This is a genomic window from Halomonas sp. WWR20 (genome assembly GCF_054602495.1).
Window position 1 is genome coordinate 37,399 of record NZ_JBTRHR010000014.1, and the last position, 26,228, is coordinate 63,626.

At 63.2% G+C, this 26,228-nt stretch carries 24 protein-coding genes; 16 read left to right on the forward strand and 8 right to left on the reverse strand.

Going from position 1 to position 26,228, the window contains the following annotated elements:
* Positions 1-190: 190 nt before the first annotated feature.
* From ACW4DH_RS18150 to ACW4DH_RS18170, 5 genes are all read left to right on the forward strand, one after another.
* On the forward strand, positions 191-853 hold the full coding sequence (locus tag ACW4DH_RS18150) for a response regulator (protein ID WP_459637810.1): 663 nt from the start codon (positions 191-193) through the stop codon (positions 851-853).
* Complete coding sequence (locus ACW4DH_RS18155; protein WP_459637811.1) at positions 850-2,304, forward strand: ATP-binding protein; 1,455 nt, start codon at positions 850-852, stop codon at positions 2,302-2,304. The genes ACW4DH_RS18150 and ACW4DH_RS18155 overlap by 4 nt, the downstream gene beginning before the upstream one ends.
* Before the next feature lie 48 nt (positions 2,305-2,352).
* A complete protein-coding gene (locus ACW4DH_RS18160) occupies positions 2,353-2,928 on the forward strand; it encodes a manganese efflux pump MntP (RefSeq protein WP_459637812.1) in 576 nt (191 codons plus the stop codon).
* Positions 2,929-3,201: 273 nt separating this feature from the next.
* Positions 3,202-3,459 carry a hypothetical protein gene (locus tag ACW4DH_RS18165; protein ID WP_459637813.1) on the forward strand — a complete coding sequence of 86 codons (258 nt, stop codon included), beginning with the start codon at positions 3,202-3,204 and terminating at the stop codon, positions 3,457-3,459.
* A 276-nt stretch (positions 3,460-3,735) separates the two neighbouring features.
* The gene (locus tag ACW4DH_RS18170) at positions 3,736-4,482 is read left to right on the forward strand and encodes a helix-turn-helix transcriptional regulator (RefSeq protein ID WP_459637814.1); all 747 of its coding nucleotides are present in this window, start codon (positions 3,736-3,738) and stop codon (positions 4,480-4,482) included.
* On the opposite strand, the gene ACW4DH_RS18175 is transcribed toward ACW4DH_RS18170, so the two are convergent.
* Positions 4,443-5,399 (reverse strand): AEC family transporter, encoded by a 957-nt coding sequence (locus ACW4DH_RS18175; RefSeq protein WP_459637815.1) that lies wholly within the window; start codon positions 5,397-5,399, stop codon positions 4,443-4,445. The two genes, ACW4DH_RS18170 and ACW4DH_RS18175, sit on opposite strands and share 40 nt — an antisense overlap.
* Positions 5,400-5,491: 92 nt before the next feature.
* Here ACW4DH_RS18175 and yddG point away from each other — a divergent pair, with 92 nt between their 5' ends.
* The 4 genes from yddG to sodC all read left to right on the forward strand — a co-directional run bounded on the left by yddG (position 5,492) and on the right by sodC (position 9,098).
* Positions 5,492-6,385: an aromatic amino acid exporter YddG gene (yddG, locus tag ACW4DH_RS18180; protein ID WP_459637816.1), complete on the forward strand. Its 894-nt coding sequence runs from the start codon at positions 5,492-5,494 to the stop codon at positions 6,383-6,385.
* A gap of 57 nt (positions 6,386-6,442) precedes the next feature.
* Entirely contained in the window at positions 6,443-7,426 is a 984-nt protein-coding gene (locus tag ACW4DH_RS18185; RefSeq protein ID WP_459637817.1) for a cation diffusion facilitator family transporter, read from the forward strand.
* A 228-nt stretch (positions 7,427-7,654) separates the two neighbouring features.
* The gene (gene metF / locus ACW4DH_RS18190) at positions 7,655-8,494 is read left to right on the forward strand and encodes a methylenetetrahydrofolate reductase [NAD(P)H] (RefSeq protein WP_459637818.1); all 840 of its coding nucleotides are present in this window, start codon (positions 7,655-7,657) and stop codon (positions 8,492-8,494) included.
* Positions 8,495-8,570: 76 nt separating this feature from the next.
* The gene (gene sodC / locus ACW4DH_RS18195; protein WP_459637819.1) at positions 8,571-9,098 is read left to right on the forward strand and encodes a superoxide dismutase [Cu-Zn] SodC; all 528 of its coding nucleotides are present in this window, start codon (positions 8,571-8,573) and stop codon (positions 9,096-9,098) included.
* A gap of 120 nt (positions 9,099-9,218) precedes the next feature.
* On the opposite strand, the gene ACW4DH_RS18200 is transcribed toward sodC, so the two are convergent.
* The 6 genes from ACW4DH_RS18200 to prlC all read right to left on the reverse strand — a co-directional run bounded on the left by ACW4DH_RS18200 (position 9,219) and on the right by prlC (position 17,257).
* Positions 9,219-10,460: a c-type cytochrome gene (locus tag ACW4DH_RS18200; protein ID WP_459637820.1), complete on the reverse strand. Its 1,242-nt coding sequence runs from the start codon at positions 10,458-10,460 to the stop codon at positions 9,219-9,221.
* Between the two features lie 2 nt (positions 10,461-10,462).
* Positions 10,463-12,676, reverse strand: coding sequence for a xanthine dehydrogenase family protein molybdopterin-binding subunit (locus ACW4DH_RS18205; RefSeq protein ID WP_459637821.1), 2,214 nt, complete (start codon positions 12,674-12,676; stop codon positions 10,463-10,465).
* Positions 12,677-12,693: 17 nt separating this feature from the next.
* The gene (locus ACW4DH_RS18210; RefSeq protein ID WP_459637822.1) at positions 12,694-13,146 is read right to left on the reverse strand and encodes a (2Fe-2S)-binding protein; all 453 of its coding nucleotides are present in this window, start codon (positions 13,144-13,146) and stop codon (positions 12,694-12,696) included.
* Positions 13,147-13,406: 260 nt separating this feature from the next.
* The gene (locus tag ACW4DH_RS18215; protein WP_459637823.1) at positions 13,407-14,648 is read right to left on the reverse strand and encodes a c-type cytochrome; all 1,242 of its coding nucleotides are present in this window, start codon (positions 14,646-14,648) and stop codon (positions 13,407-13,409) included.
* Positions 14,649-14,872: 224 nt separating this feature from the next.
* Positions 14,873-15,133 (reverse strand): YheV family putative zinc ribbon protein, encoded by a 261-nt coding sequence (locus tag ACW4DH_RS18220; RefSeq protein ID WP_459637824.1) that lies wholly within the window; start codon positions 15,131-15,133, stop codon positions 14,873-14,875.
* A gap of 72 nt (positions 15,134-15,205) precedes the next feature.
* Positions 15,206-17,257, reverse strand: a complete 2,052-nt coding sequence (gene prlC / locus ACW4DH_RS18225; protein WP_459637825.1) for an oligopeptidase A — start codon at positions 17,255-17,257, stop codon at positions 15,206-15,208.
* A gap of 163 nt (positions 17,258-17,420) precedes the next feature.
* Here prlC and ACW4DH_RS18230 point away from each other — a divergent pair, with 163 nt between their 5' ends.
* The 3 genes from ACW4DH_RS18230 (at position 17,421) to ACW4DH_RS18240 (ending at position 20,160) form a co-directional block, all read left to right on the forward strand.
* Positions 17,421-18,761, forward strand: a complete 1,341-nt coding sequence (locus tag ACW4DH_RS18230) for a sodium-dependent transporter (protein ID WP_459637826.1) — start codon at positions 17,421-17,423, stop codon at positions 18,759-18,761.
* A 57-nt stretch (positions 18,762-18,818) separates the two neighbouring features.
* Positions 18,819-19,352, forward strand: coding sequence for a gamma carbonic anhydrase family protein (locus tag ACW4DH_RS18235; RefSeq protein ID WP_459637827.1), 534 nt, complete (start codon positions 18,819-18,821; stop codon positions 19,350-19,352).
* A gap of 136 nt (positions 19,353-19,488) precedes the next feature.
* Positions 19,489-20,160, forward strand: coding sequence for a metal-dependent hydrolase (locus ACW4DH_RS18240; protein ID WP_459637828.1), 672 nt, complete (start codon positions 19,489-19,491; stop codon positions 20,158-20,160).
* Between the two features lie 35 nt (positions 20,161-20,195).
* Here ACW4DH_RS18240 and ACW4DH_RS18245 read toward each other — a convergent pair whose 3' ends face one another.
* Complete coding sequence (locus ACW4DH_RS18245) at positions 20,196-20,975, reverse strand: GntR family transcriptional regulator (protein ID WP_459637829.1); 780 nt, start codon at positions 20,973-20,975, stop codon at positions 20,196-20,198.
* A 385-nt stretch (positions 20,976-21,360) separates the two neighbouring features.
* Between ACW4DH_RS18245 and ACW4DH_RS18250 the strand changes: the two genes are divergently transcribed.
* From ACW4DH_RS18250 to ACW4DH_RS18265, 4 genes are all read left to right on the forward strand, one after another.
* Entirely contained in the window at positions 21,361-22,116 is a 756-nt protein-coding gene (locus ACW4DH_RS18250; protein ID WP_459637830.1) for a (Fe-S)-binding protein, read from the forward strand.
* The gene (locus ACW4DH_RS18255; protein WP_459637831.1) at positions 22,113-23,603 is read left to right on the forward strand and encodes a LutB/LldF family L-lactate oxidation iron-sulfur protein; all 1,491 of its coding nucleotides are present in this window, start codon (positions 22,113-22,115) and stop codon (positions 23,601-23,603) included. The genes ACW4DH_RS18250 and ACW4DH_RS18255 overlap by 4 nt, the downstream gene beginning before the upstream one ends.
* Positions 23,600-24,256, forward strand: coding sequence for a LutC/YkgG family protein (locus ACW4DH_RS18260; RefSeq protein ID WP_459637832.1), 657 nt, complete (start codon positions 23,600-23,602; stop codon positions 24,254-24,256). Before ACW4DH_RS18255 ends, ACW4DH_RS18260 begins: the two co-directional genes overlap by 4 nt.
* 139 nt (positions 24,257-24,395) lie before the next feature.
* Entirely contained in the window at positions 24,396-26,093 is a 1,698-nt protein-coding gene (locus ACW4DH_RS18265) for an L-lactate permease (protein ID WP_459637833.1), read from the forward strand.
* The last annotated feature ends 135 nt before the right edge of the window (positions 26,094-26,228 follow it).

The window sequence follows — 26,228 nt, forward strand, 5'->3', positions numbered from 1 at the left end:
GTAGTGATTCGCGGCAGCTTGCACCGGTAAGCTTAAGGCGATCTTAAGGTGAGCTTAAGCATAAAACTGCTCTGCACCCCACCCACCGGGGCGCTTCTTCCCTGGATGGACCTGTACGGCCGGTTGGCTTTAAGGAAAGCTTAAGCGTGGCAGGCGATGATGCGACACCGGGCTGACGAGGAGGGAGGCCATGCGCGTACTGCTGATAGAGGACGACCCGCTGCTGGGCGACGGTATCAAGGTCGCCCTGGAACGCGAGGGGTATGCCGTCGACTGGTTTCGCCACGGCCGCGAGGCGATCAGCGCGGTCACCAGCGAGACGTTTTCCGTGCTGGTGCTCGATCTGGGATTGCCCGACATGGACGGCATGCAGGTGCTGAGCCGTATCCGGCAGCATTTCGCCTTGCCGATCCTGATCCTGACGGCCCGCGATGCAGTGGAGGATCGTATCCTCGGGCTGGATGCCGGCGCCGACGACTATGTTCTCAAACCTTTCGACCTGCAGGAGTTGCTGGCGCGCCTGCGTGTGGTGATACGCCGGGCCGAGGGGCGCGCCTCGCAGCTTTTGACCCTCGGGGCGCTCTGCATCGATGAGGCGCGACATCTCGTGACTTGGCGGAGCGAGGAGATCAAGCTGGGACGTCGCGAATATGCGCTGCTGCTGGAACTGGCCCGCCAGCCCGACAAGGTACTGTCGCGACCGCGACTCGAAAGCCTGCTGTACGGCTGGGGGGATGAAGTCGAATCCAATGCCGTGGAGGTCCATGTGCATCATCTGCGCAAGAAGCTCGATAAACGCTTGATCGCCACCGTGCGCGGCATCGGTTATCGCCTGGACAGCAGCGCGGCATGAGGTCGATTCGCCGTTACCTGGTGCAGACCCTGGCGCTGATATTCGTAACCGCCGCCGGCGTGGCAGTCACGGCCGCGTACTTGATTACCGATCATGAGCTGGAAGAGATTCTCGATACCCAGCTCAGTCAGCATAGCCGTATCGTCGCCGGACAGATCACACCGGATATGTCGCGCGAGGAATATGCACGCATCGCCCGGCATCTGTCCATTCCGGGCCATCCGGCCCGGTTGTACCGTGATGGCGAGCCCTTGCCCATGGATGTCGGCGAGATCCCAGCGACGCTCTACCACGAAGAGGAGCGCAAGCTGACCCTCGGCTTCTGGAATCGTGACGGTTCTCCACGTCTGCTGGGGGCCGAGTGGAATGATGCCGGTGCTTTTCCCGCTCCCGAGGAAGAGGGCTACCGCTGGGTGAAATACAACGGCAAGCACTGGCGGGTGTTCAGCCTGTTCGACGCGGCCAGTGCCACCTGGGTCAGCATGGGGCTGCGCAATACTTTTCATAAGAGCCTCGTCGAGCGCGTGACGTGGAACAACCTGCTGCCGATGTTGATCATGCTGCCGGTGCTGCTATGGCTGATGGCGCGTATCATTCGCCGTGGCCTGGCGCCGATCGGTGCGCTCTCCAACCAGGTGCAGGGACGCGATGCCCGCGATCTGCGCCTGGTCGAGACCCAGCCTCCCCGAGAGCTCGCGGGTCTGCAACAGTCGCTGAACGATTTCATTACCCGGCTCGGCCAGACGCTGGCGCGCGAACGGCGCTTCACTGCCGATGCCGCCCATGAACTGCGGACGCCATTGGCCGCGCTGAAGATTCATCTGGATAATGCCCGGGCCGGCGAGAAGCGCTCGCTGGACAAGGCCTATATCGGAGTCGAACGGCTGCAGCGTGTGGTCGAGCAATTGCTGGTCCTGGCACGGCTGGACCGCTCCGCCAGCACTCCGCCCCAGGTGATCGACATCTACCCCGTCGTCGTCGAACTCATGGCCGACTTGTGGCCACTGGCGCATGCCCGACAACAATATCTGACACTGAGCGGGCTGAAGCACCTCGAGGTCTGCGCCGATCCGGTCGAGATCGGTATCCTGCTGCGTAATCTGCTCGACAACGCGCTGCGCTACACCCCTGACGGGGCACATGTCGAGATCGAGCTAGGCCAGGCGGGTGACTCACCGCAACTGATCGTACGCGATACCGGCCCCGGCATTCCCGAGGCACTGATCGACAAGGTCACCGAGCGCTTTCGTCGCGCGGCCGACCAGCGCACCACCGGCAGCGGCCTGGGGCTTTCCATCGTACTGGAGCTGGTACAGCGCCAGCGCGCGCAACTGCATCTGAAAAACCGTCGGCCGCATGGTTTGGAAGCCTGCATTGAATGGCTGCCGCCTGCGCGCCAGGGTGCGGGCGAGACGCAGCGCGACGGTCAGGCTGTCGAACACAAAGGGTGACCATCTCCGGTATGATGCAGCCTGTCGCTATGGCTATGGATGAGTGGGATGTCGCTCGTATCACATTTCTTTATCGCGGTGGGCCTGTCGGCCGACGCTTTCGCGGTGAATGTCGCCCGTGGCGCGGCCGCCCGCAATGTCGGTATGCGTGCGGCGGCCCGTTCGGGATGCGTATTCGGGCTCGTCGAGGCCGGCATGGTGTTGATGGGATGGCTACTGGGGTCGGGCTTTGCCGAACTGATTACCGGAGTCGACCATTGGATTGCCCTGTTGCTGCTCGGCGCGGTGGGTGGACACATGATCCATGAGGGCATGCAAAGTGATATGGACGTGTCTGCGAGCGGTGCCGGCAATGGCAAGCCGAAACTCCTCTTGGCCGCCATCGGCACGAGCATCGACGGCGCCGCGATCGGCATCACCTTCGCCTTTATCCCCATGCATATTGGCGCCGCGGTGGCGATAATCGGTGGTGTTTCGTTCTGCGTGAGTACGCTGGGCCTGCTGATCGGCCCACGGGTTGGCACGCTGCTGGGGCGCCGAGCCGAAATCCTCGGCGGTGGCGTGCTGATCGCCATCGGCGTCTCGATCTTCTATTCACATGTGCAGGAGGCGCTACCCTTCTGATCGAGGCGGTAACCGAACAGGCCGTAAGCGCTACCGTAAGCTCGTCGGCTGCGCCCCACCCTCGGTCATATAGGTCATCATCTTGAATGGCCCAAGAGACGCTATGCCGATTTCCTTATTGACCTGCAGGTAGGCCACAAGTTTTAGAGTCACAATACCGGATGTGGCGATTGTGGGGATGGATAAGGTGCGTGCCGTCTCGGCGCTACGTCTGGTGAGCAGAGATTCTAACCGCAAGTCGCGTTCTGATCCGTGAGACACGAGGAAACTGTCATGAAAAATTTACGTAACGTAGCGCTGACCGCAACCGTACTCACTGTCACGACCTTTGGTGCTGGTTCCCTCTTGGCCCAGGACAAAGGCCAGCAGGAAGCGCAGATCGGCAATGGCATGCACGACAACATGATGGAAGGTGGCGGAATGCACGACAACATGATGGGCATGATGGCGCAGATGCAGCCGATGATGGCGAAGTGCAATGCCATGATGACGGCCATGCAAGAAGCCCAGAAGACCGACACCGGTAACTGACATCCTCGGGCCGCTCCAGAGAATCGCGCGGGAGCGGCCTTTTTCTCGCGAAGGGGTAAATCCAAGACGTGTCTGAACAAGCTGACAATGGCTGTCCTGCTGTCTCCCCCTACCTGCGCTAGCCGCCAAGACGCACCCTCTCTTCCGAGGCACCCTGATCGGGCTCGATGCGGTATCTCGACGATTCGCTGCATGCACCGCGCAAACATGCGTTCGCATTGCCAGTTTGTGGCAGACTAAAGGTTCTGTCTTCTACCCTCGTGTATTCTGCTGTCCATGTCCGCCATCCGACCCGTCATCGAAAAGCGCACCTATCCACCGCGTGTCCTCACCGATCGTCACGCCTTTCATCAACTGTTGTTGGGACTCGAGGGCCATGTCGAACTCGAGGTGGCCGGGCGAGGCGTGCAGGTTGGTGCGGGTGTGCTGGTGCCGATTGCCGCCGGTGATGAACACCACTACCTGGCGCCTGGTCACAATGGCTGCCTGGCGCTCGATCTGCCGGTGGCCTGGTGCGAGACGCTGGAGCTGGATATCGGCAATGTATCCCTACCTCGGCGCGTGCCGCCGCTATTGCTGAGCCAGGCGCGCCAGTGGGTCGAGGCTTCTCCCATCGTCCTGGCCGGTTGGTTACAGATGGCGTTGAGTGCCCCGCCCGCTCGAAGCGCCTCGCCGCGCCTACGCCTGATTCGCTTGCTGCCCGAGGTGATGGCCGATCTGGCCCGCCCCTGGCGGGTCGGCGAGATGGCGGCGCGCTGTCATCTCGCCGAGGCGGCCTTCGCCCGCCAGTTCCGTGCGCTGACCGGCCAGACGCCACATGCCTGGCTGACCGACCAGCGTCTGGCACAGGCCTGCCGGCACATGCGCGACTCCTGCGCGTCGCTGACCGAGATCGCGCTGGTTTGCGGCTTCGGTGATGGTGCGCACTTCTCGCGGGTCTTTCGTCGCCATCACGGCTGCTCGCCACGGGAGTGGCGCGGTATTCACGCCAACCCGGCCAGTGTCAGCAGAACGTACAGGTAAGGCGGAATCAGCAGCGGTGCGGCCAAGGTGGTCAGCAGCACGGCGATGGCGCCTTTCTCGGGGCGGATGTTGAGTTCCATGGCGATCACCACCACATTGGCGGCCATCGGCACCACGCCGAGCAACAATAATACCGTGGCCAGCGTCTCGGAAATTCCCACGCTGGCTTGCAGTGCGAGGACTGCGGCGAGACTGACCAGCGGCCACAGCACGAAGCGTGCCGCAACGCAGGCACCGATGAAGCGGATATCGACCTCGCGCATCGTCACCCGGCCCAGCGTCATGCCGATGATCATCATGCCGAGTACCGTGTAGCAGTACTTGAAGTAGTCGAGCCCCTCCATTACCGCGCCGGGCACCGGCAGGCTCAGCCCGCTGACCAGCAGCGCGGCGGCAAAGGCGTAGATCAGCGGCAGGCGCACGATCCTGGCCAGGCTCTGGCGCGCCGAGAATTGCCCGCGTGCACTGATGTAGAAGCCCACGGTGAACTCATAGAGCGTCACACCCAGCAGGCAGAACAGATATTGCGTCACTCCCTCCGGCGGCAGCAACACCATGGCGATCGGCAGTCCGAAGTAGCCGGTATTGCCGGTACCCGCCGAAAAGGCCAGCAGCGCCGCCTCCTGAGCGCCGAACATGTGTCGTGCCACGAAGCTGACGGCCAGACAGATCAGACTCGCAAGCAGAAACAGCCCCACGGTGAGCCATAACAGGTCCGGCGTCGGCCCGCCCAGCACCAGGCCACGAAAGAAGGTCAGCGGAGCGATCACGTAGACCAGCAGGGTGGCGATGGGACGCGGGTCGATGGCCAGTCGACGGGCACATACCCCACCGAGGGCGACGAAGGCCAGCAACATCCATAACGGTTGGGTGAGATTGGCGGTGGGCATCGAGGTTTCCAGTGGAAAAAATGCCATGATGCCTGCTGGCGGGACCCGAAGGCCATCAGGATCCGACAAGTTTTGCGGGCGTCGCGCCGCTACGCTAGAGGCGGATCAAGGAGAGCCTTATGCGTGAAACGTCCATCCGTGCCACTGCCGATTCCCGCGCCACCGCTATCGGCGCTACCACCGTGCTCAACTGGGCGCTGCTGGCGGCGCTGACCCAGCTCGCCGGGCCGGTACCGCCGTTTCTGCTCACCGCACTGGCGTTTGCCATCGCCTTTGTCTGCTTTGCGGTGTGGCTACGTCTGCGCGGCGAGTCGCTCATCGCGCCGCTCAAGCAGCCGCCTCGCGTCTGGGCGTTGGGTGTCGGCGGGCTGTTCGGCTACCACGCACTGTATTTCGTCGCCCAGCAGAACGCACCGCCGGCCAACGCCGGGCTGATCAGCTATCTCTGGCCGCTTTTGATCGTGATTTTCGTCGCGCTGCTGCCGGGGGAGCGGCTCAAGGGCATCCATGTGGCCGGGGGCTTGCTGGGGTTCGCCGGTGCGGCGCTGCTGGTCGGCGGAGACGTTGGAGGCGGAGGGAGTACGTTGGGCTACGGCGCGGCCTTTGCCTGCGCCTTCGTGTGGAGCGGCTATTCGGTACTGTCGCGTGCGGTAAAGAACGTGCCGACGGCGGCCGTGGGCGGTTTCTGCTTGGCGACGGCCGTGCTGGCGGCGTCATGTCACATATTGTTCGAATCTACACGCTGGCCCGAGGGGCTGGGCTGGCTGGGGGTGATCGGGCTGGGGCTGGGGCCGGTGGGCAGCGCCTTCTTCACCTGGGATGTAGGTGTCAAGCACGGTGACCTGCGCCTGCTGGGCCTGCTGTCCTACTTCACGCCGCTGCTCTCGACGCTGGTACTGATCGTGACCGGCTTTGCCGAGCCGACGCCGCTCTTGGCGGTCGCCGCGGTGTTGATCACCGTGGGCATGCTGGTGGGCAGCGGCCGGCTGTGGGGCGGCAAAAAAGCCGCTTGACCCTAAAGTCGCTCCAGGCAGATAGACTGAAGAGATATTCTCTGTCTGGGAGTCTTCATGGCACGTCATGATTCTTCACCGGCCGGCCACGAGCACGTGTCTGGTCCGTTCCATGGTCACGATCATTCTCATGGGCACGGCCATTCTCACGAACACGCCCACGACCATGTCCCCACGGTGACGGCCGATAGCGAGAAGCGTGTACGCTGGGCGATGCTGATCACGGCGGGGTTCATGCTCGCCGAAGTGGTGGGTGGCTGGCTGTCGGGTTCGCTGGCGCTGTTGGCCGACGCCGGTCACATGCTCAGCGATTCCGCTTCGCTGGCGCTGGCCTGGTTCGCCTTCCGCTTGGGGCGTCGCGCTCCGGACCGCCTGCGCACTTTCGGCTATCAACGCTTTCAAGTGCTCGCGGCATTCGTCAACGGATTGGCGCTGTTCGCCATCGCCGTGGCGATCGTCATCGCCGCCATCCGGCGCCTAAATACACCCGTCGAGGTACTGGCCGGCCCCATGTTGGGGATCGCCATTCTCGGCCTGTTCGTCAATATCGGGGTGTTCGCCATCCTGCATCGTGGCGATCGCGACAATCTCAATATCCGCGGTGCAGCCATGCATGTCATGGGCGATCTGCTCGGCTCGGTGGCCGCAATCGCCGCCTCGCTGATCATCATGGCCACCGGCTGGAATGCCGCCGATCCGATCCTGTCGATGCTTGCCGCAGTACTGATTCTGCGTGCCGCCTGGAAGATCCTGCAGCGTTCCGGGCATACCCTGCTGGAGGGCACGCCCGAGGGACTGGATATCGGGCAGATTCGCCACGAACTCGAGGCTCTCGACGGCGTCGAGAGCCTGCACGACCTGCATCTCTGGGGCCTGACGCCTCAAGAGCCGCTGCTCAGCCTGCATCTGGTCGTCCCTGACGAGACTCAACACGAGGCCGTGACCCGGCGCGCCTATGCGCTGCTTAGCGAGCGCTTCGGGATCACGCACGTCACCCTGCAACTGGAGGGACGCGACTGTCTGACCGGAGGGGATTGCTAGCGTCTTGCCCTTCGGGGCGCGTCCGGCCGGGGGTACTACCTGCATGACTGCGGCTCATGTGCGAGGCATGAAACTTTCATTGGTCAGCACGCGGCGCGCAACGGCACAATGGCGGCTTATGGCTGCTTTCCGCTGGGAGGTGTGCCCCACATGCGTATCGCCTACTGTAGCCGCGCTGAGTGTCGCGCTACAGGAGAACGCTAGAGCACAACAGAAGAGGGTTGACCGATGAGTACACGCGAACATCCGCTGGGCATCAGCTTCGAATTTTTCCCGCCTAACACCCAGGCCGGGCAGGAGAAGCTGGTCGGCGTGCGCGATGCCCTCGCGGCTCGTCGGCCCAGGTTCTTTTCCGTGACTTACGGGGCTGGCGGCTCGACCCAGGCACGCACGAGCCATACGGTACGTGCGGTGCGCGAAAGTGGAATCAATACGGCACCGCACCTGTCGTGTGTGGGCAGCAGCAAGGATGAATTGCGCGAGCTGTTGGCGAGTTACCGCAAGGAAGGTATCGACAGCCTGGTGGCGTTGCGTGGCGATCTCCCCTCCGGCATGGGCGGGATCGGCGAGTTGCGCTACGCCAACGAGTTGATCGAGTTCATCCGCGCGGAAACCGGCGAGCATTTCGAACTTGCCGTGGCGGCCTATCCCGAAGCCCACCCCCAGGCCGCCAGTTTCCAGCAGGACCTTCAAAACTTCGTCCGCAAGACCGAAGCCGGCGCCAACCTGGCCATCACCCAATACTTCTTCAACGCCGACGCCTATTTCCATTTCGTCGATCGGGCCCGGGCGTTGGGTGTCGAGATTCCCATCGTGCCGGGAATCATGCCGATCACCAATTACACCAAGCTGGCGCGTTTCTCCGATGCCTGTGGTGCCGACATTCCCCGCTGGGTCCGCAAGCAGCTCGAGGCCTATGGTGACGACAACGAGAGTATCCGCGCCTTCGGAGAAGAGGTGGTCTCCCGGCTGTGCCAGCGCCTGCTCGAGGGCGGCGCGCCGGGACTGCATTTCTACACCCTCAACCAGTCCGCACCGGTGCTGCGCATTCTCGATAATTTGAACTGAACGCAAGGACTGGCTCACCCTCGTTGCCTTGACTAGCCTGATAGCGTTGCACGTCCCATCCATGGAGGAGAAAGACATGGCACGTTTAGGCAATTTGATGGTAGGGCTGGGGGCCTCGCTGTGGCTGGCGGGTACCGCGCATGCGGCGCAGGACATCGAGATGCATCAAGTCAGCGCCGAAGGCGTCGGCGAGAGTATCGGCACCGTTCACGTCGAGGACAGTGAATATGGCCTGAAGCTGACCCCGGACCTATCCGGGCTCGAACCGGGCATGCATGGTTTTCACGTCCACCAGAACGCGAGCTGCGAGCCGGCCGAGAAGGATGGCGAGATGACGGCCGCAGCCGCCGCTGGCGGACACTTCGACCCGCAGAACACCGGCACCCATGCCGGGCCCTATGGCGATGGCCATCTGGGTGACCTGCCGGTACTGATGGTCGACGAGCAGGGTAACGCCTCCACGCCGGTCGTGGCTCCGCGCCTGGAGACCTCCGATCTCGAGGGGCATGCGCTGATGGTGCACGAGGGAGGCGACAACTACTCCGATCAGCCCGCGCTGGGCGGTGGTGGCAGCCGTGTCGCCTGCGGTGTCGTCCAGCAGTAGAGCGGCTCGTCTTCTCTGACCGGGCGAAGCCGGCCCGCAGGAATCAGAGCACAGCCGGAATCAGAAAAGCCTCCCGTCGGGAGGCTTTTTTGCGAGATGAATTACGCCTGGTGCCGCGCATCACTCCTGACGGCGTTCGGCAAGTGTCTCGGCATCGAGCTTGCCTTCGACCGAGCCGAAGTGGGACAGCACGAAGTTGCTCACCGCCGCGAGCTCCTCATCGGAGTAGCCCTCGTCGAAGCTGGGCATGGACGCTTCGCCCTGCTCGGTGTGCAACTCGCCGCCTTCGATCAGGATCCGCACCAGGTTTGTGCCTTGTGGATCGTTGACCGTACGCAGGCCTCGCAATGCAGCGTAGGGGCCCTGACGACCGCTGCCGTCCCAGAGATGGCAACTGGCACACGCATCGGCGAACACCTTGAGCCCCAGCGGATGCGCGGTGTCTGCTGGAACGCCGCTGGCCAGTTCCCGTTCAGGCGGGCGCGTCACGTCGGAAGGTTGCGCCGGAACGCTCTTGAGATAGGTGACGATGGCCTGGATATCGGACTCGCTCAGGTGGCGCAGGCTGTGGTTGACCGCTTCGGCCATCGGGCCGCCGGCGAGGCCATAACCCTCGGCATGCCCCGTGGCGAGATAGGCGGCCAAGGCCTCGTCCGGCCAGGCGCCGATACCGCTTTCAGGATCGCCGGTGATGTTCCAGGCCCGCCAGCCCTGGATGGTCGTTCCGGCCAGCGCCTTGGCGTCATCGGTGGCCTGGAACAGGTTGCGCGGCGTGTGGCACTCGCCGCAGTGCCCCGGCCCCTGGACCAGATAGGCGCCGCGATTCCACTCATCGGACTGGGCGGGGTCGGGCTCAAATCGCTCGTCGTCATTGAACAGCCAGTTCCAGAACATCATTCCCCAGCGCTGATTGAAGGGAAAGCCGATGTCGTTTTCCCGATTGGGCTGATGGATCGGCTCGAGGCTGAACAGATAGGCCTTGATGGCGAGGATCTCGTCGCGGGACATCAAGGTGTAGGAGGTGTAGGGGAACGCCGGATAGTAGTGCTTGCCATCCTTGCCGACCCCCTTCTGCATGGCGTTGACGAAGTCGTCGTCGCTCCAGGTACCGATGCCGGTCTCCTCGTCGGGGGTGATGTTGGGCGAGTAGAGCGTGCCGAAGGGCAGCTCGAACGCCACTCCACCGGCATAGGGCTTGCCCTCCTCGGTGACGTGGCAGGCCAGGCAATCGGCGGCGCGGGTCAGGTACTCGCCACGTTCGATCAGACTCTGTCCATTCTCCTGGGACGGTTGCGCGCTGGCCATGCCGGCAGCGCAACCCAGCAGGCCGGCGATCAGGGCGAGACGTCGTGCTGTCTTCATGTTCAGGCCTCCCTTGCCACGACATGGTAGCCGGCACGCGACAGCGGCAGGCGGCGGAGGCGCCGGCCGGTCGCGGCATGCAGCGCGTTGACCAGCGCCGGGGCGATGAGGGCGGTGCCGGCTTCGCCGATACCGCCGGGCGAGGCCTGGCTCGCGATCAGGTGGACTTCCACCGGGGGCGCATCGCTCATGCGTATCTGCCGGTAATCGTGAAAGTTGCTCTGCTCCACGCGGCCTTCCTTGACGGTGACTTCATTGAACAGGGCGGCGGAAAGCCCGAACAACGTTCCCCCCTCGATCTGCGACTTGACCGAGGTGGGGTTGGTGGCCAGGCCGCAGTCGACGGCACACACCAGGCGTTCGATGCGCAGGCCTCCCTGGGCATCGGTGGCCAGCTCCGCCACCGTGGCGACGTAACTGCCGAACACGCCGTGCACGGCCACGCCACGCCCGCGTCCTTCCGGTAGCGGCTGGCCCCAGCCGGCTTCCCGGGCGGCACGTCTGAGCACCGCCTGGGCGCGGGGGTGCGCTTCCAGCAGGGCCATGCGGTAATCGACCGGATCCTGCCCGGCGGCGTGCGCCAGTTCGTCGATGAAACTTTCCACCACATAGACGCCGTGCAGCTGCCCCACGCCGCGCCACCAGGAGACCCGGACGGCCCGCGGGTTCTCGGGGACGTAGCGCACGTGCAGATTGGGCAGGCGATACAACGGCTCGGAGGAGATCTCGATGGCGTCATAATCGAGGCCATTCTCTCCCAGGGCCTGCGGGCTGAAGCGTGCCATGACCGAGCCGCCGACGATGGTGTGTCTCCAGCCGGTCGGCATGCCCTGTTCATCCACCGCGGCGGTGAAACGGTCGAGATAGTGCGGACGATACAGGTCGTGGGTGGTGTCCTCTTCGCGGGTCCACACCAGCTTGACCGGATAATCGACCTGCCGGGCGATGGCCGCGGCCTGGGCTACGAAATCGCTCTCCAGGCGCCGGCCGAAGGCACCGCCGATCAGCTGGTTGTTGACGATGACGTTCTCCTGCGCCACACCCGCGGCTTCGGCCGCCGCCGCCTGGGCCATCACCGGCACCTGGGTGCCGACCCACAGCTCGCAGGTCTCCCCACGCACCTCGGCCACGCAACTCATCGGCTCCAGCGCGGAGTGGGCGAGAAATGGCATCTCGTACTCCGCCTCGATTTGGCTGGCGGCGTTTTCCAACGCGGCGTCGATATCGCCCGCATCGGTGGCCAGCGCTCCGTCGCGTGAGGCGGCGTCGCGCAGCGCCTGTTCGATCTGGGCGGAATCGAGCCGGGCGTTGTCGCCCAGATCCCACTCCACATCCAGTGCCCGGATGCCCTGAATCGCTGCCCACATGTGATCACCGATCACCGCCACGGCATCGTCGAGCCTGACCACCTGGCGTACCCCGGGAACCTGGAGAGCGGCGCGGTCGTCCAGCGAGGCCAGTCGGCCGCCCTGCACCGGGCAGGTCAGCGAGGTGGCGATCTTCATGTTCGGCAATTGCAGATCGATGGTGAACTTGGCCGAACCGTCGACCTTGGCCGGCGTGTCCAGGCGCGGGAGCGGCTTGCCGATCAGGCGGAACTGGTCCGGCGTCTTCAGCGGAATCCGCTCAGGGACCGGCAGCTCTGCGGCGGTCTCGACCAACTCGCCGTAGCCCAGTTGCCGATCGTCTGGACCGTAGACGATGCCGTTGCGCGCCTGGCAGGTATCGGGGGCGACGTTCCACTGACGGGCTGCCGCCTGGACCAGCATGAGACGCCCGGCCGCGCCGGCGGTGCGCAGCGGCTCCCAGAAGCTGCGCGTCGAGGTCGAGCCGCCGGTGGCCTGAAAGTGGAGGATCGGGTCGACGTACAGGTCCTCGTTGGGCGGGGCTTCCTGCAGTGTCACCCGGTCTAGCCCCACCTCGAGCTCCTCGGCGAGCATCGCGGCCAACGAGGATTGCACGCCCTGGCCCATTTCGATCTTGGGCGTGATCAGCGTGACGTTCCCTTCACGATCGATGCGCACGAACGCCCCCAGCGCCGTGGGCGGCGGCGGCACGTCGTCGCCCGGTTCCTCCTCGAGGATCTCCGTGGCGGCACTCTTGCGTATCGCCGGCGGCAGCCAGGTGGCGATCATCAGGCCGCCCAGGGCGAGGCCGCTGACCTTGATCAGCCGGCGACGCTCGGGGGACTGCAGCTTGGCGTCATCCTTATGCATGTATGTCGTCCTTGTCATCAGCGCGTGGCCACGCTCTTGATGGCGCCACGAATGCGGGTATAGGTGCAACAGCGGCAGATGTTGCCGGCCATCCCCAGGTCGATCTCCTTGTCGCTGGGCTGCGGCGTGTCGTTGAGCAGAGCGACCGCCGACATGATCTGTCCCGACTGGCAGTAGCCGCACTGTACGACCTCGTGCGCGAGCCAGGCTTCCTGCACCTGCTGGCCCAGCTCCGACTGGCCGACCGCTTCGATGGTGGTGATGGACTTGTCGCCGAGCCCGGCCACCGGCAGTACGCAGGAACGCACGGCCTCGCCGTTCACGTGCACGGTACAGGCGCCGCACTGGGCGATGCCGCAGCCGTACTTGGTGCCGGTCATTCCCAGCACGTCGCGCAGCACCCACAACAGCGGCATGTCCTCAGGCACGTCGACCTGGTGGGACTCGCCGTTCACATTCAGCGTCAGCATTGGGGAAACATCCTTTGTTGATTCTTTAAGCGGCAGTTTGCCGCCTAACGATTTGTCCTTATCGTAACGTACTGAAGCGGCTGATGCTTCAATCGGATAAGCAGGGGGAGCACATTTCGACTGGATGACACCGCGATGCGTCATGCTGGCGTATCGGTTTCGATATCCAGTGTATGTGCGCGTATCGGGCGAGGTCTGACAAGCGCCCCCGATATAAGGCGAAGGCGTAGGGGGGGAAGCGAGAAAATGGGAGACGTGTTTCAGGGCTCGCGGCGATTGGCGATCGTCGCGGCGTCTAGCGGGCTTTCGACCGAGCCGAAGTGGGAGAGTACGAAGCGGCTCACCGCCGCAAGCTCCTCATCGGAGTAGCCGGTGTCGAAGCCGGGCATGTAGGCGGCTCCCTGGCGAGTATGCAGATCGGCACCCTCGAGCAGGACCTGCACCAGGTTCACCGCATCGGGGTCGTGCACCGTACGCAGGCCGATCAGGGCGGCGTAGGCCGAACGCGTGCCGCGTCCATCCCAGGTATGACAATTGGCACAGGCCTTGGCGAAGACCTGCACACCCAGCGGATGTTCGCTGTCGGCCGGCATGTGGTTGGACAGGGTCTTTTCGGGCGGCCGTGTCACCTCGGCCGGTTGTGCCGGGACGCTCTTGAGGTAGGTGACGATGGCTTGGATATCAGCCTCGCTCAGGTGGTTCAGGCTGTGGCTGACCACCTCGGCCATGGGGCCGGCGGCCACACCGTATCGCCAGGCACGGCCGATGGCGAGATACGACACCAGTTGCTCGTCCGGCCAGGCGCCGATGCCGCCTTCCGGATCGGAAGTGATGTTCCAGGCATGCCAACCGTCAACGATCGCGCCGGCCAGATGCTGCGATTCATCACGCGCCTGAAACAGGTTGCGCGGCGTATGGCACTCACCGCAGTGTCCCGGTCCCTGGACCAGGTAGGCGCCACGGTTCCACGTATCGGAGCGGGCCGGGTCCGGCTGAAAGCGCTCGTCATCGAGAAACAGCCAGTTCCACAGCGCCATTCCCCAGCGTTGGTTGAAGGGAAAGCCGATATCGTTTTTCCGGTTGGGTTGGTGAACCGGCGCGAGGCTGAACAGATAGGCCTTGATGGCGAGGATCTCGTCGCGGGACATTAGCGTATAGGACGTGTAAGGAAAGGCCGGATAGTAGTGCCTGCCATCCTTGCCGACGCCCTTTTGCATGGCATTGATGAAGTCGTCGTCGCTCCAGTCACCGATCCCGGTCTCCTTGTCGGGAGTGATGTTGGGCGAATAGAGCGTGCCGAACGGCAGCTCGAAGGCGAGCCCGCCGGCAAAGGGCTCGCCGCCCTCGGTGACATGACAGGCAATGCAATCGGCAGCGCGGGCCAGGTATTCGCCCTGCGTGAGCGACTCCCGATCATCCGCTGACGGCTGTGCCGCAGTCCCCAGCGCCGTCATGCCACTCAGCAGGCCTGCCATCAACGCCAGGGCACGAGCTTTTCTCATGTTCCGTTCTCCGTCTCACACCCTGGCCGTCTGTAGAAACAAGGCGGTACAGGCGGGTTCGGCGCGATTATCGCCGTCGCGAGGATAGCCCCGCCAGGCGCGTCCGTACCGATTATGACCTGGGTCAAAAGAGCGTGCGCAGACCATGTCGGATCGTGAAGGCACCACAGGACAGACAGCGATAACGCCTCCCGCAGGAGGCTGCCGGGATGAGCGGATGTCGATTAATGCGGTTTGCCCGGCCCCTTGGGGTCGAGAATTTTCACCGGCTGGAAGTCGCTGTTCTCCTGCGTACCGCGCTGGTGGCTGACGCGTGTCTGTAGCTCCTGCAGCGTGGCGTCCTCCTCGATGGGCAGCTGTTCGAAGAAATCGCAGGACACGCATTCCCGATAGCGAATGCCGTTCTGCTCCCAGGATCGAATGCGATCCATGGCCGCGCAGCGCGGACAGATAGCGCCGGCAATGAAGCGTTTGGTCGTCGCCATGGTGAACTCCTGAACGTGACGGCCGGAGCTGCTCCGCCCCGGCCGTCACGGTAAATGATGAAAAACACAGTGTCAGGCTGCGGCGCTGTCTTCGATACCGGAGTGGCGCAGCAGCGATTCGATACTGGGCTCGCGACCGCGGAAGGCCTTGAACAGCTCGGCGGCATCGCGCGAGCCGCCACGTTCCAGTATCTCCCGGCGGAAACGCGCACCGGTCGCGGCATCGAATATCCCGGCCTCCTCGAAGGCACTGTAGGCATCGGCGGAAAGCACCTCGGCCCATTTATAGCTGTAGTATCCCGCCGCGTAGCCGCCGGCGAAGATATGCCCGAAACCGTTCTGGAAGCGATTGAACTCGGCACGCGGCACTACCGAGGTGGTATCGCGGATCTCGTCGAGCAGCGCCTGGACGTCTGTCGCGCTGGGGGCGGCCAGTTCATGGTGCAGACGGAAATCGAACAGCGAGAACTCGACCTGGCGCAACATGCCCATCGCCGACTGGAAGTTGCGCGCGGCCTGGAGTTTTTCGAGCAGTTCGTCGGGCAGCTTGTCGCCGGTATCGACGTGCGAGGCGATCAGGTCCAGCCCCTCGCGTTCCCAGCAGAAGTTTTCCATGAACTGGCTGGGCAGTTCCACGGCATCCCAGGCCACCCCGTTGATGCCGGAAATATCGGCGACATCCTGCTGGGTCAGCATGTGATGCAGACCGTGGCCGAACTCGTGAAACAGGGTCAGCACTTCATCGTGGGTCAGCAGTGCCGGCTTGCCGCCCACCGGGCGGGTGAAGTTGCAGGTCAGATAGGCAACCGGCAACTGCAGGCTGCCGTCCTCGCGCTTGCGACGCACCCGGCACTCGTCCATCCATGCGCCGCCACGCTTGCCCTCGCGTGCGTACAGATCCAGGTAGAAGCCGGCGATGGGCGCATCGTTCTCGAGGATATTGAAGTAGCGCACGTCGGGATGATAGCGCGGCGCACTGTCATCTTCGGCGAAGGTCACGCCGTACAGGCGCTGGACGACTTGAAACAGCCCCTCGATAGCCTTGGGTGCAGGAAAGTAGGGCCGCAGCTGCTCCTGGGAGATGGCATAGCGCGCCTCGCGCAGCTTCTCGCTGGCGTAGCCCACATCCCAGGGCTCGAGCGCCTCGAGCCCCAGCGTTTCCTTGGCGAAGGCCTGGAGTTCATTGAACTCCATCTGCGCCTGCGGATGGGCTCGCTGGGCCAGGTCGGTCAGAAAGCCCAGCACCTGCTCGGGCGATTCGGCCATCTTGGTCGACAGCGAGTAGTCGGCGTAGGTGGCAAAGCCCAGCAGCTCGGCCAGTTCACGGCGTAGCTTGAGAATCTCCTCGATCACCGGGGCATTGTCGTACTCTCCGGCGTTGGGCCCTTGATCGGAGGCGCGGGTGACGAAAGCGGTATACACCTCGCGACGCAATTCGCGATCATGGGCGTAGGACATCACCGGGAAGAAACTCGGAAAGTCCAGGGTAATGCGGTAGCCGTCGATACCCTTGGCCTCGGCATTGGCCCTGAGTGCCTCCAGCGCGCTGTCGGGCAGTCCGGTGAGCTCGGCCTCGTCGGCGATATCCTTGTGCCAGGCCTGAGTGGCGTCGAGGAGATGGTTGGAAAACGTGTTGGAGAGCTCCGACATGCGGGCTTGGATCTCGCCGTAACGGCGCTTCTTGTCTTCGGGCAAGTCAACGCCGGCCAGGCGGAAGTCGCGTAGCGTATTGTCGATGGAGCGCTGTTGCGCCTCGCTCAGGGTGGCATATTCCGGGCTGTCCTTGAGCGCCTGAAAGGCTTCGAACAGCCTGGTGTTCTGACCCAACCAAGTGCTGTACTCGGACAACTTGGCCAGGCACGCCTGGTAAGCCTCGCGCAGAGCGTCGGAATTCATCGTCGCGTTGAGATGCGACACTGGCGACCAGGCCTGCGACAGGCGATCATTGAGCGCTTCCAGCGGTGCGGCCAGAGTCTCCCAGCGAATGTCGTCCTGCTGGGCGAGCGAGTCGATGGCACGGCGGTTGTCGTCGAGAATCTTCTCCACGGCCGGGATCACGTGCTCCGGCTGTATCTCGCCAAACGGCGGCAGGGTGTGCTGTTCGAGCAGGGGGTTGGAGGACATGACCACCTCGTCAGAGAACTGTTTGCATTGCCGTTTAGATGGGGGCCGGGGCTGCGGGTTTCAATGCGCCCGGCCTGAAGCGATTGGCCGGGGGCAGCCTGCCTGCTAGGCTTGCGCCGCGCGTGGTTCACGATAATGCACGACATGACAAGGAACAGGGAACATGAGTGAAACGGTGGAACGCTGGAGTTCACGGCGCGCCTTCATCCTGGCGGTCACCGGAGCTGCGGTCGGGCTGGGCAATATCTGGCGCTTTCCTTACATGACCGGTGAGAACGGCGGCTCGGCCTTTCTGCTGCTGTATGTGTTCTTTGTCGTGGTGCTGGGGCTACCGGTAATGATGGCGGAGATTCTCATCGGCCGCGCCGGACGCCGTAGCCCCATGCAGGCACTCACGCATCTGGCCTATCAGGCCGGCACTACACCGCACTGGCGCTGGTTGGGAGCGTTCGGTGCCATCACCGTGTTCTTCATTCTATCGTTCTATTCAGTGGTGTCGAGCTGGTCGATCGAGTATCTGATCGATGCCTTCAAGGGCGACTTCGCCGGGCGTACGCCGGCCGAGATTGGGGGCAACTTCGATGCCTTTCTCGCCGATCCGCTGCGCATGATCTTCAACCATACCTTGTTCATGTTGCTGACGATGACGGTGGTGGCCGCAGGCGTATCGGGAGGGCTGGAGAAGCTCAACAACCTGCTGATGCCGTTGCTCTATCTCATTCTGGTGGTGCTGGCGGTATATGCCGCCACCACCGAGGGTTTCGGCACCGCACTGGCCTGGCTGTTCACGCCCAATCCCGAGGCCATCACCCTGAGTGTGGTCATCAACGCCATGGGCCATGCCTTCTTTACCCTGGCGGTAGGCGCCTGTGCGCTGATGGCCTACGGTGCCTACATGCCGGATCATCAAAGCTTGCCGCGCGCCGTGGTGGCGGTGGCGGTGCTCGATGTGGCGGTGGCGCTGCTGGCGGGTATCGCCATCTTCTCGGTGGTGTTCACTCAGGGGATGGACCCGGGGGAGGGGCCGGGACTGATGTTCGTGACGTTGCCCATCGCCTTCTCCGAGCTGCCGGGAGGAGCCTTGTGGCTGGGGGCGTTTTTCCTGCTGTTGCTTCTGGCGACCTGGACCTCGTCGATCAATCTGGCCGAACCCATGGTGGCGATGCTTTCCGATGCGGGTCTGAAACGCGGCCATGCGGCGGCCATCGTAGGCGTGCTGGTGTGGGCGGTGGGACTGTTGTCGGTGCTGTCGTTCTCCAGCATGGCCGAAGTGTACTGGATCGGCGAGATGACCTTCTTCGATCTGGTGACCACGGTGCCGCCGGATGTCTTCCTGCCCGTCGGCGGGCTGTTCATCGCCATCTTCGCCGCCTGGGTGTTGCCGCGTGACGTGACCATGCGGGCACTGGACACGGGCTCGCGCGGCTTCCGCGCCTGGCGGATGCTGGTGCGCTACGTCTCCATTCCGCTGACGGTAGTGGTGCTGTTGTCTGGGCTATTGTGAACAGTGCCAACCCATGAATGTTATAAACTGGCCTCAAGAGCTTCAGAGGACATGAACATGACGATTCGCACTTTTCAGGGTTTGACTCCGCGCCTCGGTGAGCGGGTCTTCGTCGATCCGACCAGCGTGGTGCTGGGCGACGTGGTGCTGGGTGATGACTGCTCGGTGTGGCCGATGGCGGTGATTCGCGGCGACATGCACCGTATCCGTATCGGCGCGCGCACCAGCGTGCAGGATGGCAGCGTGCTGCATATCACCCATGCCAGCGATTTCAATCCCGGTGGGCATCCGCTGACTATCGGCGAGGACGTCACCATCGGCCACAAGGCGTTGCTGCATGGTTGCACGATCGGCAACCGCGTGCTTGTGGGGATGGCGTCGACCGTCATGGACGGGGTGGTGGTCGAGGATGAAGTGATCATCGCCGCAGGCGCGGTGGTGACGCCGGGCAAGCGGCTTGAGAGTGGCTACGTCTATGCCGGTAATCCGGCCAAACCGCTGCGTCCGCTCAAGGAGCAGGAGCAAGCCTTCTTCGCTTACACCGCCGGTAACTACGTCAAATTGAAGGATCAGTACCTGGCAGAAGGCTAGGTGTCATATCCGATATCGCCGCGACGCTCTGCGTTGCGGCATTTTTCTTTTTGCAACTCGTTGTTTTCCAAGAGCCCGCCAAGCGATAATCTGGTTTTTCATCCAGTGTTATCATGATTTCCTTCATAGGCGGGTTATGGCCGATTTTCGCACGCATTTCAGTGTCGCCGCAGGCGGCGGGGCCGTGGCCGCTTATGGCGGCTGGCAGGTCGGGCTGTGGTCCTTCACCGAAGCCATGCCATTGGCATTGCTGGTGGCCTTCGGGGGCATCCTTCCCGATATCGATTCCGATCACTCGAGGGCTATTCGGCTGATCTTCACACTATTGGCGGTACTGGCGGTGATCGCTGGGGCATTGCTGCTGCAGGGCCAACTGAGTAATGGCGCTCTGGTGGTGGCGTGTGGCGCGCTGTATGTCGGCGTACGTTATATCTCCGGCGAGGTATTCAAGCGTTTTACCGTGCACCGAGGCATCTGGCATTCGCTGCTGGCCAGCTTGATGTGCGGCGTGGTGACGTCGGCGGTGAGCTTCCAGTGGCTGGGGCAGCGTGCCGAGATGGCCTGGGCCCAGGGGCTGGCATTGACGCTGGGGGCGATGATCCATCTGCTGCTCGACGAGATGTACAGCGTCGACCTGGTCGGTTCGCGCCTCAAACGCTCGTTTGGCACCGCCTTCAAGCTGTTCGATTATCGTCAACCAGGCAATTCCGTATTGATGTTGCTGGCGGTGCTGGGGCTGTTCCCCTGGCTGCCGCCCTGGCCCTCGCTGATGCAACTGTTTACTCAAGGGGCGGGGTTATGGCGATAGGCCGCCCGAGGCGGCTGGCGAGAATTCGCCGCAATTCAGGAAGACGGCAAGGTCTGGGCGCGGCGCAATGCACGCTGGGCGCGCGTCTCGGCGCGCTCCATCTCGAGTAACCCCTCTTCGACGAAAACCAGATGCTCGTGCGCTTTTTGCCGGGCGTCCTCGGCGCGTCCGGCGAGGATGGCGTCGAGCAGGGCGCGGTGCTGGTCCATCAGGCGTGAGCGAGAGTCGGGCTTCTCGAACAGATGGGCGAGGTTGGCGACGATGCTCTTTTCCAGCAAATGGAAGATGCCACGAATGGTGTGCAGCAACAGTACGTTGTGTGCCGCTTCGGCGATGGCCAGATGGAAATTGGCATCCGCCCGCGCTTCGTGGAAAGGGTCATCCTTGTGTGCCGGCGACGCGTAGCTGTTGTCGAGTTCCTCGAATCGCTTAAGCAGCATGGCCCTGTCGGCCGGTGTCGAGCGTAGCGCGGCATAGTAGGCGGAAATCCCCTCCAGGGCATCACGGAACTCAAGCAGGTCGAGATTGAACTCGCCGTGGCGTGACAGGAGTTCCAGCAGCGGGTCGCTGTAACCGCTCTTGAGCTCTTCGTTGACGTAGGTCCCGCCCCCCTGACGGCTGGTCAGAAGTCCGCGGGCCGCCAGTTTCTGAATCGCCTCGCGCAGAGAAGGGCGCGAAACGCCAAATCGCTCGGCCAGTTCGCGCTCGGGAGGCAGTTTATGCCCCGGCTTGAGGCTCCCCTCGAGGATCATGGCTTCAAGCCGCTCGGTAATGACATCGGCGATACGGGGCTGTCGGACGGGGTGATACACCATACGTTGTTCTCACGAGTCGGAAACCGGTGGGCCGGGCAGCGCTTGCAAGACATGCATTGTGTCAAAGCGCACCCCTGCCGCCTAATGACTAATTGGTATTACCAATATTAATCCGTATAGGGCCGTACAGCCACCGTCGCGTGCATACGCTAATTCTTTTGTAAACAAGAAGTTAAGCGCCTCGTGGCGCGCTAGATACTAAAGTATAAGGCGTTTCGGCGTGAAAATGACCCCCGAGATTTGACTCTCCGTTAGGGTTGCTCATAAGGTGCTTCGACAATAATCGTAAATTGGTTTTACCAATTTGCCGCGCCAGGAGCGCTGAGGCTGTTGCCATCCGGAGCCAAGCCCAAGGTCCAGGCTACCCGGAACGAGGAGACCTGACATGACATCCGTGAAGCTGTATCCGCCGAAGCCCGACAAGGTGTATTTCTTCGGCACCTGCCTGATTGACATGTTCTATCCCGAGGCTGGCCTGGACGGCATTCGCCTGCTTGAGCGCGAGGGGGTCGAGGTGGTGTTTCCCGAGGACCAGACCTGTTGCGGCCAGCCGGCATATACCTCGGGCTATCACGACGAGGCCCGCGCCGTGGCGGCGGCTCAGCTCGATCTGTTCGCCGAGCCCTGGCCGATCATCGTGCCGTCGGGGTCCTGCGGCGGTATGATGCGCACCCACTATCCGCAGCTGTTTGCCGGTACCGCACGTGAGCAGCAGGCTCGCGAACTGGCCGGGCGTGTCTTTGAGCTCACCGAGTTTCTGGTGCATGTCTGTCACGTTCGGCTCAACGACACCGGCAAGCCGCAGCGCGTGGCCATGCACACCTCCTGCAGTGCGCGGCGCGAGATGGGCCTGGCCGATACCGGTCCCATGCTGCTCAAACAGCTGGGCCAGGTGACGCTGGTGGAGCAGGCTCGCGCGGCGGAATGTTGCGGCTTCGGCGGCACCTTCGCGGTGCGTCATCCCGAGGTGTCGGCGGCAATGGTCACTGACAAGACGCAGGCCATCGAAGCGGCGCAAGCGGAGCATTTCGTCACCTCCGACTGCGGTTGCCTGATGAACATCGGCGGACGTTTCGAGCATGAAAAACGCGCCCTGCGCGGCGAGCATATCGCCAGCTATCTATGGAGGCGCACCTCATGAGCCAGTTCGCCATCGAACAGGGCGCATGTCCCGCCAAGCCGGTGGTGCAGACATTCGTTCCCCAGGACTTCCACGCCCAGGCGCACAATGCGCTGAACAATCCGCAGATCCGTGCCAACTTCCGCAAGGCGATGGATGGCCTGATGGCCAAGCGTCGCGATGCCTTCGAAGATTGGGATCTGGAAACGTTGCGCGAACTCGGCGCCAACATCCGGTTGCGCGCGCTGGCCAAGTTGCCCGACCTGCTCGAGCAGCTCGAAGCCAACTGCCAGGCCAACGGTATTCGCGTGCACTGGGCGGAAGATGGCGAGCAGGCGTGTCGCATCATTCGCGAGCTGTGCGAGGCGCGCGGTGCCAAGCGCATGATCAAGGGCAAGTCGATGGTCTCCGAGGAGATGCACCTGAATGCCCATCTCGAGGCGGCAGGCATCGAGGCGCTGGAGTCGGACCTGGGCGAGTACATTGTGCAGCTCGCCGAGGAGACGCCGTCCCATATCATCATGCCGGCGATCCACAAGAACACCGACGAGATCTCCGACCTGCTCCACGACAAGACCGGGACCCAGCGTACCCGGGATGTCGATTACCTGACCGCCGCGGCGCGCCATCAGTTGCGCGAACGCTTCATGGCCGCCGATGTCGGGCTCTCCGGAGTCAATTTCGCCGTCGCCGAAACCGGCACGTTGTGTCTGGTGGAGAATGAGGGCAACGGACGGCTGACCTCCACGGTGCCGCCGATGCATATCGCGGTGACCGGCATCGAGAAGGTCGTCGAGCAACTGCGTGACGTGCCGCCGCTGTATGCGTTGCTGACGCGGTCGGCCACCGGTCAGCATGTCACCACCTACTTCAACATGATCTCGGGGCCACGCAAGGCCGACGAGCACGACGGCCCCGAGGAAGTGCACCTCGTGCTGGTCGACAATGGCCGCTCCAACATCTATCAGGACGACGAGCTGCTCGACACCCTGCGCTGCATCCGCTGCGGTGCGTGCATGAACCACTGCCCGGTATATACCCGGGTCGGTGGGCATACCTACGGCACGACCTATCCCGGCCCCATCGGCAGCATTCTCATGCCGCACCTGCAGGGGCTGGAGACCACCAAGGATCTGCCGACGGCCTCGAGCCTGTGCGGTGCCTGCGGTGAAGTCTGTCCAGTGAAGATTCCAATTCCCGATCTGCTGGTGCGCCTGCGCAAGGAGGCGGTGGGCGAAGGTCGCGGCAACGTGCCGGGGGCCGGTGCCAAGCGTGACCGTAAGGAGCTGCTGGCATGGAAGGGCTGGCAATGGCTGGCCACCCATCCCGGCGCCTGGCGGACGGGCACCGGCATCGCAGGTCGGTTGCGTGCGCTGGTACCCGCGAAACTGGGGGTATGGACCGATTATCGTACTGCACCCAAACCGGCGGCAAAGACGTTGCATGCCTTGGTCAAGCAGCATCGCGCATCTTCCGACAAGCCGGATGCCAAGGGAGGTCAGGCATGAGTGCTCGGGATTCGATCCTCAAGCGGCTGCGCGAACGCACCGATGGTGCGCTGACGTCCCCTGAGAGCGACTTTGCCGTGGTCACCGGGCGTGGCTGGACACCTGATGAGCGTCTGCAGCGTTTCGAGGAGAAGATCGCCTCGGTGCATGGCGAGGTGATCCATGCTGACCGCACCAACTGGACCGCCGTGCTCGCTACCGTCCTGGCCGACAAGGGAGTGAAACGCCTGGGGTTGGGACGTGAGCATCCCGTCGCTGTCGAGGCGCGGACGGCGCTTGCCAACAGCGGCGTTGAGCTTGTCGATGCCGATCGCGATATCGAATCCTGGCATCGCGAGCAGTTCGAGACGCTGGATGCCGGGCTGACCTCGACCCGTGGCGGTATCGCCGAGACCGGGAGCCTGTGGCTATGGCCTACACCCGACGAGCCACGTCGGCTCAGCCTGGTGCCGCCATTGCATATCGCGGTCCTCGATACCCGCACGTTGCAGGATACCTTCTTCGACGTCATCGAGACGCATCGCTGGTCCCGGAATATGCCGACCAACGCGTTGCTGATTTCCGGCCCCAGCAAGACCGCCGATATCGAGCAGACGCTGGCCTATGGCGTCCATGGGCCTCGTGAGCTGGTGGTATTGGTAAGGCACGGCTAGCCACGTAAACCAGGGCGCGGCATGGCCGCGCTTCTTAATGCAACCCCGCTTCGCCGTTTCCGGCGCTGCCTATCTGTCAATGGCCGCGTTGCGGCGTGTTGCGTCCTGAAAACGCAATTCAGAAACCATGGAGAACACGATGCCTGACGCGTTGCTTTCATTCCTTGCCTTCGTGCCGCTGATACTGGCTGGGGTGCTACTGGTGGGGCTCAACTGGCCGGCAAAGCGCGCCATGCCGCTGGTTCTGCTGGTTACGATACTCATTGCCCTGTTCGCTTGGCAGATGAGTGTGACCCGGGTAATGGCCTCGGCCTTGCAGGGGTTGATCCTGACCGCGGCAGTGTTGTGGATCATCTTTGGGGCGATTTTGTTGCTCAACACCCTGAAGCACTCTGGGGCCATCACCGCGATTCGCGGTGGCTTTTCCAATATCAGTCCCGACCGGCGGGTACAGGCGATTCTCGTGGCCTGGTTGTTCGGTTGTTTCATCGAGGGGGCGTCAGGGTTCGGCACGCCCGCAGCGGTGGCGGCGCCGCTGCTGGTGGCGCTGGGATTCCCGGCGCTGGCAGCGGTGGTCATCGGCATGATGATCCAGTCCGTGCCGGTCTCCTTCGGCGCGGTGGGTACGCCGATCGTGGTCGGCGTCAGCGGTGGGTTGGATCGCGCGGCGATCAGCGCGCAGCTTGTCGACAACGGCTCCAGCTGGGAGGTGTTCTACCATCTGATTACCTCGGGCGTAGCCCTGACACATGCCGTGGTCGGCGTGGTCATGCCACTGTTCATGTGCGTGATGCTAACGCGTTTCTTCGGGCGTAAACGCTCATGGACGGAAGGCCTGTCCATGGCGCCGTTTGCGCTGTTTGCCGGTCTGGCCTTCGTGGTGCCCTATGCGCTGGCGGGGATATTCCTGGGACCTGAGTTTCCGTCGCTGTTTGGCGCACTGGTGGGCATGGCCGTTGTCGTCCCGGCGGCACGAAAGGGGTTCTTGCTGCCCAGGGAGGTCTGGGACTTCGCTCCGGCGAGCGAGTGGCCCGCCGAGTGGCTGGGCAATCTGCAGATCAAGCTCGATGAGGTGGGCGGCAGGGCGCCGATGTCGGTAGCGCTGGCTTGGGTGCCCTATCTGCTATTGGCGGTAATCCTCGTCATCTCGCGGGTAGTGCCGGAAGTGAAGGATTTCTTTACGAGCTTCCTGGCTTTCGGCTGGAGCGATATTCTAGGTGAGGCTGGCGTTTCCGGCAGTATTCAGCCGCTGTACCTGCCCGGTGGCGTCATGGTCCTGGTAGTGCTGGCCACCGTCTTCCTGCATCGCATGCGCCTGGGCGCACTCAAGGCGGCGGTAAACGAATCTTCGCGCACATTGTTGGGAGCGGGTTTCGTGCTGGTCTTTACCATCCCCATGGTGCGCATTCTGATCAATTCGGGCGTCAATGCTGCCGATCTGGCTTCGATGCCAGTGGCGATGGCGCAGCTGGTATCCGGCGCGGTCGGCGGCGTCTATCCGCTGTTCGCCTCCACCGTTGGCGCGTTGGGTGCTTTCATTGCCGGTTCCAACACCATTTCCAACCTCATGTTGTCGCAGTTCCAGTTCAGCGTCGGTGAGTTGTTGGGAATCTCCAGCGTCCTGACGGTCACCATGCAGGCGGTAGGGGCTGCGGCCGGTAACATGATCGCCATCCACAACGTGGTGGCGGCGTCGGCTACGGTAGGGCTACTGGGTCGCGAAGGGCGCACATTGCGCATGACCATTATTCCTACGGCGTATTACCTATTGGCCTCGGGCGTCATCGCGCTACTGGTCATGAGCGCGATGAGCCATTGGGATCCGCTGATGGGATAGGCGGTGCCATGTGCTTGATGGTTGATTGCACCCAATGCCAACGCCCGCCCTGCGCGGGCGTTGGCGTTATTGCCACGGGGCTTCAGGGCCTGCATTGCGCCGGGGCGATGGGCGGGCCACGGGCGCTTCCGACCG